Source organism: Clostridium ljungdahlii DSM 13528 (assembly GCF_000143685.1).
Taxonomy (GTDB): domain Bacteria; phylum Bacillota; class Clostridia; order Clostridiales; family Clostridiaceae; genus Clostridium_B; species Clostridium_B ljungdahlii.
In genome coordinates this window covers 3462526-3474909 of the sequence record NC_014328.1, presented here as the reverse complement: position 1 = coordinate 3474909, position 12384 = coordinate 3462526, and the positions used below count along the sequence as shown (strand labels likewise).

General features: G+C 29.3%; 16 protein-coding genes. 14 read left to right on the top strand and 2 right to left on the bottom strand.

Annotated features, from left to right (window positions below):
- Positions 1–42: 42 nt before the first annotated feature.
- The 8 genes from CLJU_RS15600 (at position 43) to CLJU_RS15565 (ending at position 7298) form a co-directional block, all read left to right on the top strand.
- The gene (locus CLJU_RS15600) at positions 43–2028 is read left to right on the top strand and encodes an AAA family ATPase (RefSeq protein WP_013239795.1); all 1986 of its coding nucleotides are present in this window, start codon (positions 43–45) and stop codon (positions 2026–2028) included.
- A gap of 26 nt (positions 2029–2054) precedes the next feature.
- Positions 2055–3008 carry a recombinase RecT gene (locus CLJU_RS15595; RefSeq protein ID WP_013239794.1) on the top strand — a complete coding sequence of 318 codons (954 nt, stop codon included), beginning with the start codon at positions 2055–2057 and terminating at the stop codon, positions 3006–3008.
- Entirely contained in the window at positions 3008–3736 is a 729-nt protein-coding gene (locus CLJU_RS15590; protein ID WP_013239793.1) for an MBL fold metallo-hydrolase, read from the top strand. The genes CLJU_RS15595 and CLJU_RS15590 overlap by 1 nt, the downstream gene beginning before the upstream one ends.
- A gap of 12 nt (positions 3737–3748) precedes the next feature.
- Positions 3749–4705, top strand: a complete 957-nt coding sequence (locus tag CLJU_RS21795) for a phage replisome organizer N-terminal domain-containing protein (RefSeq protein WP_013239792.1) — start codon at positions 3749–3751, stop codon at positions 4703–4705.
- 43 nt (positions 4706–4748) lie between these two features.
- Complete coding sequence (locus CLJU_RS15580; RefSeq protein WP_013239791.1) at positions 4749–5159, top strand: hypothetical protein; 411 nt, start codon at positions 4749–4751, stop codon at positions 5157–5159.
- A gap of 146 nt (positions 5160–5305) precedes the next feature.
- Entirely contained in the window at positions 5306–5722 is a 417-nt protein-coding gene (locus tag CLJU_RS15575; RefSeq protein ID WP_013239790.1) for a DUF1064 domain-containing protein, read from the top strand.
- Positions 5715–6356: a putative metallopeptidase gene (locus tag CLJU_RS15570; protein WP_013239789.1), complete on the top strand. Its 642-nt coding sequence runs from the start codon at positions 5715–5717 to the stop codon at positions 6354–6356. The genes CLJU_RS15575 and CLJU_RS15570 overlap by 8 nt, the downstream gene beginning before the upstream one ends.
- Before the next feature lie 249 nt (positions 6357–6605).
- Positions 6606–7298: a hypothetical protein gene (locus CLJU_RS15565; RefSeq protein WP_013239788.1), complete on the top strand. Its 693-nt coding sequence runs from the start codon at positions 6606–6608 to the stop codon at positions 7296–7298.
- A gap of 452 nt (positions 7299–7750) precedes the next feature.
- Here the strand turns inward: CLJU_RS15565 and CLJU_RS15560 are convergent, their stop codons facing one another.
- Positions 7751–8092, bottom strand: a complete 342-nt coding sequence (locus CLJU_RS15560; protein ID WP_013239787.1) for a hypothetical protein — start codon at positions 8090–8092, stop codon at positions 7751–7753.
- Positions 8093–8094: 2 nt separating this feature from the next.
- Complete coding sequence (locus CLJU_RS15555; protein WP_013239786.1) at positions 8095–8310, bottom strand: helix-turn-helix transcriptional regulator; 216 nt, start codon at positions 8308–8310, stop codon at positions 8095–8097.
- A gap of 269 nt (positions 8311–8579) precedes the next feature.
- On the opposite strand from CLJU_RS15555, the gene CLJU_RS22650 reads away from it, so the two are divergent.
- From CLJU_RS22650 to CLJU_RS15535, 6 genes are all read left to right on the top strand, one after another.
- Positions 8580–8723 carry a hypothetical protein gene (locus CLJU_RS22650; protein ID WP_013239785.1) on the top strand — a complete coding sequence of 48 codons (144 nt, stop codon included), beginning with the start codon at positions 8580–8582 and terminating at the stop codon, positions 8721–8723.
- A complete protein-coding gene (locus CLJU_RS22395; RefSeq protein WP_063562579.1) occupies positions 8698–8946 on the top strand; it encodes a hypothetical protein in 249 nt (82 codons plus the stop codon). The genes CLJU_RS22650 and CLJU_RS22395 overlap by 26 nt, the downstream gene beginning before the upstream one ends.
- Positions 8947–8970: 24 nt before the next feature.
- Positions 8971–9507, top strand: coding sequence for a hypothetical protein (locus CLJU_RS15550; RefSeq protein ID WP_013239784.1), 537 nt, complete (start codon positions 8971–8973; stop codon positions 9505–9507).
- Positions 9508–9602: 95 nt separating this feature from the next.
- Positions 9603–10376 (top strand): DUF5986 family protein, encoded by a 774-nt coding sequence (locus tag CLJU_RS15545; RefSeq protein WP_013239783.1) that lies wholly within the window; start codon positions 9603–9605, stop codon positions 10374–10376.
- 26 nt (positions 10377–10402) lie between these two features.
- Positions 10403–11608: an XRE family transcriptional regulator gene (locus CLJU_RS15540; RefSeq protein ID WP_013239782.1), complete on the top strand. Its 1206-nt coding sequence runs from the start codon at positions 10403–10405 to the stop codon at positions 11606–11608.
- Positions 11609–11633: 25 nt separating this feature from the next.
- Complete coding sequence (locus tag CLJU_RS15535) at positions 11634–12299, top strand: hypothetical protein (RefSeq protein ID WP_013239781.1); 666 nt, start codon at positions 11634–11636, stop codon at positions 12297–12299.
- Positions 12300–12384 lie beyond the last annotated feature (85 nt).

Here is a 12384-nt window from a genome sequence, read left to right as displayed (position 1 = left end):
TCTATATGAGAATGGGGAAAAAATCAAATTGGAGGTTTACAGATGTCAAATAGAATTGTTTTAAAAGGATTGTATCTTAAGAATTTTAAAGGAATTAAAGAGTTAGATATAGATTTTGAGAATACAACAAATATATACGGAGATAACGGTACGGGTAAAACTACTGTGTTTGATGCATTTGCATGGCTGCTGTTTGATAAGGATAGTCAGAATATAAGTAAATTTGATGTGCAGCCACTAGATAAGAGTAATAATATAATCCACAGGATTGATACAGAAGTTACTGGGTCACTTGAAATAGATGGAGTTAAAACAGTTTTGAGAAAGATTTTAAAAGAAAAATGGGTTAAGCCTAAAGGGAAACCTGAGTCAGAGCTTAAAGGTGTAACTACTACTTATTACATTGATGATGTACCTAAAAAACAGGGTGAATATAAGGAAAAAATAAACAGTATTATTCCAGAAGATATATTCAAATTAGTAACTAATCCTTTATATTTTTCAACCAACATGAAATGGCAGGACAGAAAGAAAATACTTATGGATATTATAGGTGAACTTACGGATGAAAATGTTATTGATTCTAAAAAGGATTTGAAACCTCTGAAAGATCTATTAGGAAACAAGAGTATAGAAGAACTTAAAAAAAGTATAAACGCGTCAAGAAAAAAATTGATTAAAGATAGAGAATCGATCCAGCCTAGAATTGATGAATTAAACATGGCTGTAAAGGATGATATTAATTTTCAACAATTAGAGGTTAAGAAACAAGAAATAGTTTCAAAGATAAATAATATAGAAGAGCAGCTTATAGATAAATCTAAAATAAATGATGAAGTGTTTAAGAAAAAAGATAAGTTATATGGTTTTAAATCCAAACTTAAGGATATTGAAAGAGATGAACTTCGGAAATCCGGAAGTGGTAAAGACAAAATAGCAGAGGAATTATACAGTATTACTGGTGAAATAGCTGATATTAAATTTCATGTCAAATCAATTGAATCTGAAAAAAATAATAACCTTAATTTAATAAAAACGCTTGAAACTGATGTTAAAAATTTAAGGAAAGAGTGGTATGAGGAAAACAATAAATCATTTGAACTTCCGGAAGATGCTCGCATATGTCCTTTGTGTAAAAGGCCTTTTGATGATGAAGATGTTGAAAAACACAAACAGGAATTAGAAGAAAATTTTAAACAAAATAAATCAAAAGTTCTTAAAGAGATAACTAGAAAGGGCAGTAATAAGGCAGATGAAATTGAGAAGCATAAGAAAAAGATATCTGAAAATGAATCTGAATTAGAAGGATTACTTAAAAAATTAGATGATTTTAATAATAAAAAGGATGAATTACAAAGTAAATTTGATAATTTTAAGGCAGTTGTTGATCTTAATAGTAATAAAGAATATCAGAATACATTAAAGCAGATAGAAGCACTTGAAACTGAGTTATCTAGGCCAATAGAAAAAGATTCACAAGTTGATATATTGAAGGAGAAAAAGCAGAATTTACAGATGGAACTTGAACATATCAATCAAGATTTAAAATATGAAGAAATTAATGATAGAACAAATGCAAGGATTAAAGAACTTCAGGATAAGGAAAAGGCTCTAGCACAGCAAATTGCGGACCTTGAAAAGCAAGATTTTATGTGTGATGAATTTATAAAAACTAAAGTTAAACTTATGGAATCAAGTATAAATTCTAAGTTTAAATATGTTAAGTTTAGGTTCTTTAAAGCCCAAGTTAACGGAGGGATTGAAGAGGATTGTGAGCCTCTTATAGATGGGGTTCCGTTCTCAACAAACTTGAACTCAGGTGCCAGAATTAATGCTGGAATAGATATTATAAATACACTATCAAATCATTATGAAATTAAAGCTCCTATATTTATAGATAACAGGGAAAGCACCACAAGGCTTATAGATACAGAAAGTCAAATAATTAATTTGGTTGTAAGTGGTATGGATAAGAAATTAAGAGTTGAGAATAGTTCGGAAGTAGAAGAAACAGAATTAGCAGGTTGATAAATTCAAAGAAAGGGTGATACGAAATGACAAGTGAAAATACAGCTTTAACTTTGGCTAAGGAAGATGCTTTAAACCAAGTAACAACGAAGATTAATGAATTAAGAAAAAATAATGAGATAGTTTTCCCCAAAAATTATTCTGTAGCTAATGCACTTAATAGTGCATGGCTGCAGCTCCAAGAGGTCAAAGATAAGAATGATAAACCTGCACTTGAAGTATGTACTAAGAACTCAATTATAGGTTCATTATATGATATGTGTCTACAGGGATTAACACCTGCTAAGAAGCAATGTTATTTTGTAGTATACGGAAAACAGCTACAGCTTATGAGAAGCTATATGGGGACTGTAGCAGTAACTAAAAGATTAGAAGGAGTCAAGGATATAAAAGCTTACTGTATATATGAAGGTGATGAATTTGAAGAAACATATGATTTGGATACAGCAACGCTAAACATTAGCAAATTTAATCCTAAGTTTGAAAATATAGATATTAATAAAATCAAAGGTGCGTTTGCAGTAGTAATTGGAGAGAACGGTCCTATTCATACTGAGGTAATGAACATTAATCAGATACAAAAGGCATGGGGACAAGGTATTGCTTATAAGACAGGAAAATCAAAAGCTCATAATAATTTTACTGATGAAATGGCGAAGAAAACAGTAATAAACAGGGCTTGTAAGATGTATGCAAACACTTCAGATGATAGCGACCTTTTAATTGAAGCTTTTAATAACACGGATAAAGCCTATGATGAAAAAGATATGGTAGGCAATGTTGAATACGAGGTTAAAGAAGAAATAAAAGACAACGCTAATAAAAAGAAAATAGATGTTGAGGTACGTGAAAATCAGGATCAGAACAGTAAAGATAAATCTAAAAACATAATTGATGTTAAGCCTAAAGATGTACAGTCAGATGAAGACAGTAATAAAGATAGCTTAGAGAAGACTGAAGTGGAAGGACCAGGGTTTTGATGAAACTTAAAGTGCTAGGGAGTGGTAGCAGTGGTAACTGCTATTTACTCCAAAATAAAGATGAAACTTTGATTATTGAATGTGGATTATCTTACAAGACTATTTTAAAAGGCTTAAATTTTGATTTAAGAAATGTTGTGGGGTGTTTGATTAGTCACGAACATAAAGACCACAGTAAAGCAGTAAATGATGTATTAAACAATGCAATAGATGTTTATACAAGTGAGGAAACATTGAAAGCAATAAATATTAAAAACTATAGGGCAAAAATAATTAGAGCCGAGGAACAATTTAATATAGGTCAATTTACAATATTACCTATAAAGACTCAGCATGATGCAGCAGATCCTTTAGGATTTTTAATATATCATAGTGATTTTGGAAAAATGTTATTTATTACTGACAGCTATTATTGTCAATACAAGTTTTCAGGGCTTAATCACATTATGATCGAATGTAACTACAGCATGGATATTTTAAATAGGAATATTGAAGCTGGATTGGTACATTCTGTGTTGGCCAATAGGTTGTTAAAATCACATTTCAGTTTTGATAATGTTAAAGAATTTTTAAAGGTTACAGACTTAAGTAAAACTAAGGAAATAGTTTTATTGCATTTAAGCAATGACAACAGTAATGAGGATCAATTTAGAGAAGAAATTGAAAAGTTAACTGGAAAGCCAGTATATATTGCAGATAAAGAGTTAAAGATCGATTTATTTAGCTAAGGAGGCATGAGCATGGCAGAAATTAAGTGGATTAAGATAACAACAAATATGTTTGATGATGAAAAAATTAAATTAATAGACGCAATGCCTGAGAGGGACACTATATTTTATATCTGGATGCGCCTTTTAGTACAGGCAGGAAAAACAAATGCAGGAGGATATATATTTCTTTCAGAGGATGTTCCATATACTGATGAAATGCTTTCAACAATATTTAACAGACCTCTTAATTCTGTAAGGCTTGCCTTAGATACTTTGAAAAAATTTGGAATGATTCAAAGGTCTGAAAATGATGATTTGAAAATAACTAACTGGGAGAAGCATCAAAATGTTGAGGGTATGGATAAGGTTAGAGAACAGACTAGAAAAAGAGTAGCAAAACATAGAGCTAAAAAGAAAGAATTAGAAGAAGGCAAAAATGAAAATGAAGAAAATAAAAACGAAGATAATGTTACAGAAAAAAAAGATAACGTAAATGTAACGTTACCTAACGGTATAGATATAGAAGGAGAAGTAGATATAGATAATACTACTACTACTCCTACTACTATAGAAAATGTACCTGTGGATAATGTGCATAATGTGGATAACTCTGATTACATGGAATTTTTTAATAATAATTTTGGTCATCTTATAACGCCTTTTGAAACTGAGGTTTTAGAGAGTTATGTGAAAGATGGTATGGAGCCTGCAGCAATTAAATTAGCATTACAGGAAGCAGTAGAAGCTAACGTAAGGGATATTAGATACGTTAAAAAGGTATTGAATAGATGGCTGAATAATCAGCTAAAAACTGTTAAAGCGGTTATTGCTGATAAGAAAAGTTTTAAATATAGCAGGAAACAGAAACTTGAAAAAAGATATGACAATTCAAGTAAAAAAAGCACATTTAACTTTAAAGGTCGCGGTTACAGCAGTCAGGAAATAAAAGACATTGAGAAAAAACTTCTAGGTTGGGAGGATGGTTAAAAAGTGAAACTTAAGAATTTCATAGGGGGTGATAGTAATACCAGTGTTGTTTGAAAGGACAAAAGCAAGAAATGATTTTGTGAAAGCTAACTGGGGTATCATGAGACAAAAAGATATTGCAGCTAAATTAGGCTGCAGTCCAACGCTTGTAAACATGATTGGATACGAAATGGATTTGGTGAAATCACGTAAATCGTCAGCAGAGGTAAGAAGCCAATATTGTTCTATTGAAAATGTTAGAAAGATGGCTAAGTTATTTAAAATGGGCCAAAAGATAAAGTTAAAAATAAGATTTACTCATGGAGCTTATATAAACATAGGGTGCAATAAATATAGAACTGTGAGGGGCACTGTTGCAGATAAAACAGAATGGCTTGTGGTAGTACAAAGAGAAAATAGCAGAGAAAGTTTTAAGTATATTGATTTCTGTGTTGGAGATGTGCAGGTAATATGATCCATAAATAACAGCAGAATTTAATCGAAAATAGGGCAAATTTTAGAGATAAGTGTACAAACAGTATAAATATATTCTTTGAAATTAGAATCGATTAAAACATAGTGTATGTGAGTTTTAGAATACTATCAAAGTAGGTGAAAATCATGAAAAGCAAATATAATGCCAGAAAAATAACTGTAGATGGGATCAGGTTTGATTCAAAAGATGAAGCCAGATATTATGAGTATTTGAAAAAGCTTAAGGCGAAAGGGTTAATAGAGAATTTTGAGTTGCAGCCTAAGTTTACTCTGATACCAGCTTTTGTATACAAGGGTGAAAAAGAAAGGCCGGCAACATATACGTTAGATTTTTTAATCTATAACATAGATGGTACGGAGATATATGTTGATGTTAAAGGAGACAGTACACCACAGGGGGAGCTTAAATTCAAGATGCTTAAACATCTTCATCCTGATATGGATTTTAGGTGGATTTCAAGAAGTTTGAAATATAGTGAAAGTGGATGGATTGATTTTAAGGAACTCAAGAAAAAGAGAAGGGAGAGTAAGAAAAATGCCTAGAATAAAAATTATTGATGATAAGACCAATGCAACAGTAAAGGAAATAGATTGTATCGGATATAATCTGCAGTATGTTCAAGCCACTGGAAACGGCCAGATACAAAAGATAAGAAAATTAAATAATGGCAAGTATGATCTTAAGCATTGGATAAAGAATGAGTTTTATACCCCTTTAGCTCAGAAGATAAAAGATAAGTTTAAAGAGAAGGTTCCTGAGTTTACAAATGTGAATGTAAATAAAATCTTATTTGTTGAGGATACGGACTATGTTGGAGATGAAGTAAAACGAAGTGATGAAGTAATGTGGATCCGGAAAGCTCCAAAACAATTAACTCTTATTACAGGCTATGAATTTATAATCGAGAGTAGAGAGTTTTGGATGGAAAGAATTTCTGAAGAACAGGTAATTGCTTTAATTTACAGTTGCTTAAGACAGATAGATGGAAATAAACTTAATACTCCGGATGTAGTAGGGTGGAAAGAAGTAATAGGAACATTAGGATATGGATGGGAGACCACAATGAGTCCGATACCTAATATACTTGATGGGTTTAACGAGGATGATTTTAAGATGCTTAAAAAAGCAGATAAGCAGATTAGTATGTTTGACCATAGAAGGGCAGAAGGAGAATGAATTACGAAAGTAAATGGTGAAATACGTTTGAATTAATGCGCAAAATGATATTTAGATGAATTAATCAATAAATCTAAATATATAAATGTTCTTTGAAAATTGAATAATGCAGTAAATTTATAGAATAATACTATTTTACGTTTATTAAAAAAGTATGCAATATTTGACATATAAGCATATTATAATTATCATAAAGTTAAAACATAGTTTATTATGAATTAAAGTTTTCTTTATGGGAGGGTATATCAAATGAAAAAAATAGAAAAACAATCAAGTAAATTAATTTTAATTATAATAACATTTGTATTTGTTATTATGGGTAGTAAAGTGTATGCATTACAAATTACAGATAACAGAGTAGTAGATAAAAACAAAGATTGGATTGTAAAGTTCTCAGATAATATCTGTTTAGATGATTTAACTAAAAATGCAATAGCAATAAAAGACATAAGTGGTAATTCATTAAATTTAAACATTAGCTTGTGTGACGATGGCAAAAGTATTTTAATTGCTCATCCATATGATGGATATACACCTGGAGCTTATACCTTATATTTAGGAAGCAATATACATTCATTAAGCGATAAAAAATTAAAAAAACAACAAGTTTTACATTTTGGAGTGCCAAGTTTACCTATTGAGGAGAGTAATGTTGACAAAGTAATATTATATGGGAAAAGTGGAGAAAAGGATATACCTAAAGATGAGCAAGTAAAGATTATAGAATTATTAAATAGTATAAAAGTATATGATTATTTTGATTATGCAGCTGCTTTACATTCATGGCCATCACCTATGTCTGCAATAGAGGTATATACAAAAAATAATAATAATAATATTGAAATTACCAATGGAGGATCTAAGGATGGTATTTGTATAAACTATGAATATTATGCTAAACAACCAGAATTAAAACAAATATTAAACGAACGTTGCAAGTAAACTGAGTTTTATAATTTAAAATTCACACCATCTATCTTGCTTTTTATAATTATTAAGAAATGTAATATTTTATAAAACACTGTATTATTCAAGTTTGAATTTTATAGTGCTTTTTTTATTCGTAAATCAAATAGTAGGTGCACCAGAGGTGCAGCTGTTGAAAAAAATAAGATATGACCATTTAAATTTAAAGTATGAACAGTTATCTTTGAAAATGTGCTATATAAGGAAATTAATCTAGTGTTAGAGGGGATAAAATTAACTAACATTATAATATGAAGTCTAGTTAATACTTTCAACAGAGTTTACTCAAAGACAATTATTATAAAAAATAATAACCCTAAATATTATTTTAGAGTTATTAATACTTTACCTTTGCAGTGATTTAAGATTTAATTTGAAAAAGGTTGTGAAGATTCTATATTTAGTAAACACAGTCATAAAAACAATGATTATTTTGCATAGAAAAATGTTATTAAGAATGCAATAAATGCTGTAAACACTGCAATAACAATAAAACTACGAGCAGAAGAATGATAAGAAATAACCTTATTTTTAATTTGATAAGCTGTTGATATTAAACCTCCAATTATCACAATTAATATTAGGTCAAAGTTTGATTCTATAAGTGAATTGCTTAGGTTCAATCCTCTTATAAATATATCTAAGAGGGTTGCAAACATCATAAATCTACAAGCGTAAGCATCTCCTTGATACACAACACTTTTTGTTCTTTCGTCTATAATGCCGTAAATAGAAGTATTTTTACCTTGTTTGTTGTTTTTTCTAAACATTTTTATTCCTCCTCCAAATAAAATAAATCTTCAAACTTTTTTTGTAAACATTTTGCAAGGATTAATGCTAATTTAGCAGTTGGACAGTATTGACCAGTTTCTATAGAACTTATTGTTTGACGGCTTACGCCTGCCATAGTTGCAAGTTGTTGTTGCGAAATGTTAAGTTCAGCACGTGCAACTTTTAATCGATTATTTAAATTAGTTTTATCATCCAAGAAAACACCTCCAGTAATTGAATGGTATCATATACAAATGGTTATGTCAAGTTTACTTTGCAATATGACAAGTACACTTGTTTACAATTTGTTTTATTTTATGACACAATACAATAGTTACAGGAATGAAGGTTTTAGTCACACCTGGAGTTTCTTATTTAATGACAACCGAAAAAAATATCTTTCACACAGCAAAAGATGGCCAGGTTTATGTTAAAGAAATTTAATACGCAATACGGTATTTTTATGTATCAAAGGGAGATGGAAATATGATAATGACTGAGTTTTACAGGCAAAAATTAGCACAGATAAATAGAGATATTCAGGATGCGGAAATAGAAAGAGATTTTAAGAAAGTAGCTAAGTTACAGGCTGAAAAAGCTGACATTGAAAAGAGAATTAAAGAAAAATAAAAACCAGGGATTTGATATCCCTGGCAAAAAAATTAATCAAAGAAGGCTACTGATGTTTTACATAATAATAGTATGTGCAGAATTGAATTATTTATACATGAGGTTAAGGAGTGGTGCTGTGAAAGTGTTAATGGAATTTGCAGGTTTATACATTGCATCCATGGTGGCATTTGTAGGAATAATAGTTGTGGGTGTACATGTATTTAAAACTAAATGTAAGTAATAAATGTTTTGAGGAGGGAACGCAGTGTTGGGCAAAGAAACATTTAAAAATGTAGAAGGAAAGTTGTATGGATATTTTAGAGATTTGAATGAGATAAGCATTCTTGAAATCGAATGTAAGGGCCTTGAGGATCAAGAAGAAAGTATTAAATTGGATATAAAACACTGTAATGTAAGTGTTGTTCCGGATATGCATATGAGTCCTAGTTTTGATGAAAGAGTTCAGACAAGTTCTACAGGGGAAAGTGTAGCAGAGAAAGGAATAATAAGAGAAATTGAAAAGCTTGAGGATGAACTTGAATATGTTGAAAGAAAGATCCGTGGGAACAAGAAAAGAATAAGGCAATTAAAGAGAAATACAGATGGGTTGAAAAAAGTGCTGACGATCCCTCCAATGTCAAAAGAAATGATGGACTTTATTATTTATAAATACAAGTTAAATAAAAGTGTTGATTGGATAGCCAATAAAATGTACGGAGGAGTTAGAAGTACAGGTTACAGGAGGCGTAGAGAGATTTTGAAAAATATAGCTCAATGGGCAGATGTATATGCTCACCAATAGACAACTTTAATTATTAATCAATTTGCATTGGTTTACTTGACTAATTTTAAATATATGGTATGATTACTATATATTTTCTAGGAGAGTGAGTTAATATGTTAAATGTTAATATTCCAGAAAAGTTATTGGATGAGAAATATATAAAGCTAATTATAAAGGCTATTAATGATTCAAGAGGCCAGTTACATGAACATTTATTAAATAGAGGATTTAAAACTAATAATGGAAGATATCAAGATAGATGGAACTATTTATTTGATGATGTAGAACAAAATTTTAAAAATACTGGATTTAAATGTTATATAGTAAATAGAGGCCCTCTATGGAGTTTTGTAGCACTTTTTGATATAAATTCAAAAACTGTCTATATAATATTTAGAAAGAGTACATTTTTAAATATAAATAAAAATAAGGAATTAAATCATTATGCAAGAATGTTTAATTCAATAAATTTAAGAAATATATATCCTAAGGAACCGATAGCTGTTCAAGGATCGTTTCTAGAAAAGAATATAACCTTGTCTAGTTTGTACAGTTATATAAATAAACAATTAGATGATATGATAGGTGAAATACAAAGAGATGCTAATTTATGCGTAAATGTGTTATTTGAAGAAAATAATAATAGACTCACTTCTATATCCGGAAATATAGCAAGTTATAATCTTGAAATTAAAAAATCATGTAATTGGAATGAGTTTATTGCACCTACAATTGAAGAAATTATTGATACTGAAGGTATTATTGAAAATAATGAAGATAAATTGCCACCAATTGATTTGAAAATTAGAAAAAGAAAATCAAAGGATGAGAAGAAAGATGGTATTGTTGATGAAAAAGGTAAAAATAATAAAAAGGGTAAAAATTAGTTGCATTTAGGAGGCTAGCATGAAAAATGTTAAATGGTAATAAAGAGGATGTAGGTAAAAAAATAAATAGAAAATTTAATGGAGAAAGGCTCAAGTCTGCCAGAAAATATAGAGGGAAAACTATAAAAGATCTAGCTGAGGATATAGGAGTATCAAAGCAGGCTATTTCCCAATTTGAAAATGGCAAATCAACTCCATTATTCGAAACATTAATAAAAATTGTAGATAAACTTAAATTTCCAAGAGAATATTTTTATGAAAAAGATAAAGTGAATATACAGTTAGGAAATACCTATTTTAGGGCATTAAGCAAACTGACAAAAAAAGAAGAAAATATTCAAAAAGAAAAAACTAAATTCATAGGAAAGATTTTTAACTTCTTGAATGAATATATAGAATTTCCTGAGCTAAATTTGCCTGATTTTGAAGAAGATATGGAAATAGAAGACATGGCTATGGGACTTAGAGATTATTGGAAACTAGGTGAGGAACCTATTAAGGATATGGTATACCTTCTTGAGAAAAATGGCATAATAATTACTTCTATGAATACTAATACTGATACCATAGATGCATATAGTCAGCAGCAGAATATAAATGGAGTGAAGCGCTTTATAGTAGTATTAGGAAATGATAAATACTCAGCCGTAAGAAGACAGTTTAGTTTGGCACATGAACTTGGGCACATAATAATGCATGACGGATTTTTAGATATAGAAGATTTAACTAGAGAAGAGATTAGAAATATGGAAAATGAAGCTCATGCTTTTGCATCAGCATTTCTTTTACCTAAGAATGGATTTACTAGAGATGCAAGTATGTATCCGACGGATTTGAATTACTACAAGCAGTTAAAGAAAAAATGGAGGACTTCAATTTCTGCGATGCTAGTTAGAGCAAATCATTTAGAAATACTTACTAACAGTTCATATCAAGTTGCAATGAAAAAAATGAGTAAACTAGGTTGGAGAAAACGTGAACCACTAGATGATACGTTAATTATGAGCAAACCAACTGTTTTGAATAGAGCAGTAGATATTTTAATAGATAATGATATTTTGGATATTAAAGGGATATTATCAGAAATGTCTAATATGGGGTTAACGCTAAGTCCAGAAGAAATTGAAAATCTATTAGGATTAAAAAAAGGAAAACTGAAAATTAATGAAAGTATAGATAGCAAAGTTATAAAAATGTCGATAAAAAATACTGAACAATTTAGCTATAAATAAAAATTGGAGTGTGACTTTAGCATAAATGAAAAAAACATTTCATGATATTTTTATGTATATATACAAAATTATTAGTTATATGTATAAACATTTTGTTCAAATATTTTTTATTGGTGGAATAATAATTCTCTTAATCAATTATACAAATAATTATTTGTTTAAGAGAATTATAGGGGGCCTTTTTGCTTGCTATATTTTAATATTTATTGCAATGCTTTATTTTAAAAATGATAAACTTTATTTTTTTAAACATATAGACAAAAGAAGTGATACACCAGAAAAGTTATTTAGACATCATTCATTTTATGGATATATTTATGGAGTGGTAATATTTTCTACAATTATTACTATTTTGCTTTCTGCGGTTATAGATTATTTAATCTATGGTGTATTTGGTATAAGAATTGAGCTGTTAAATGCACTTAATTTATTTTATTTTGTAAGCACAATATTTACTATATTATGGATAATGTATTTAGTATCATTTGATATTGTATCTATAGCAAAAGCAAAAGTAATAGTGACGTTTTGGATTGCTTTTATGGGAACAATATCCATAGTTGTAATTATTAAATTATCTTATTTTGAACAAATATTTAAATCTATTATTGCATATCAAGGAATAGCTTATATTTGGTTACAATATTTTCTTGAAAAAATGGAGTATGATGAGAAAAAAGATAAAAAGTAAAATTTTAATACAAAATTATTGGACAAAAATAAGACAAATTTGAAACAAAAATAGGACACATTCGGAACAAAATTCATGTAAAAGT

What these genes read in the sequence shown, in the direction of transcription:
- CLJU_RS15595 (WP_013239794.1), top strand. Translation starts at nt 2,055, where the DNA reads ATGACAAGTGAAAATACAGCTTTAACTTTGGCTAAGGAAGATGCTTTA.
- CLJU_RS15570 (WP_013239789.1), top strand. Translation starts at nt 5,715, where the DNA reads ATGCCTAGAATAAAAATTATTGATGATAAGACCAATGCAACAGTAAAG.
- CLJU_RS15590 (WP_013239793.1), top strand. Translation starts at nt 3,008, where the DNA reads ATGAAACTTAAAGTGCTAGGGAGTGGTAGCAGTGGTAACTGCTATTTA.
- CLJU_RS15565 (WP_013239788.1), top strand. Translation starts at nt 6,606, where the DNA reads ATGAAAAAAATAGAAAAACAATCAAGTAAATTAATTTTAATTATAATA.
- CLJU_RS15535 (WP_013239781.1), top strand. Translation starts at nt 11,634, where the DNA reads ATGAAAAAAACATTTCATGATATTTTTATGTATATATACAAAATTATT.
- CLJU_RS15545 (WP_013239783.1), top strand. Translation starts at nt 9,603, where the DNA reads ATGTTAAATGTTAATATTCCAGAAAAGTTATTGGATGAGAAATATATA.
- CLJU_RS15540 (WP_013239782.1), top strand. Translation starts at nt 10,403, where the DNA reads ATGTTAAATGGTAATAAAGAGGATGTAGGTAAAAAAATAAATAGAAAA.
- CLJU_RS15575 (WP_013239790.1), top strand. Translation starts at nt 5,306, where the DNA reads ATGAAAAGCAAATATAATGCCAGAAAAATAACTGTAGATGGGATCAGG.
- CLJU_RS22650 (WP_013239785.1), top strand. Translation starts at nt 8,580, where the DNA reads ATGATAATGACTGAGTTTTACAGGCAAAAATTAGCACAGATAAATAGA.
- CLJU_RS21795 (WP_013239792.1), top strand. Translation starts at nt 3,749, where the DNA reads ATGGCAGAAATTAAGTGGATTAAGATAACAACAAATATGTTTGATGAT.
- CLJU_RS15600 (WP_013239795.1), top strand. Translation starts at nt 43, where the DNA reads ATGTCAAATAGAATTGTTTTAAAAGGATTGTATCTTAAGAATTTTAAA.
- CLJU_RS15560 (WP_013239787.1), bottom strand. Translation starts at nt 8,092, where the DNA reads ATGTTTAGAAAAAACAACAAACAAGGTAAAAATACTTCTATTTACGGC.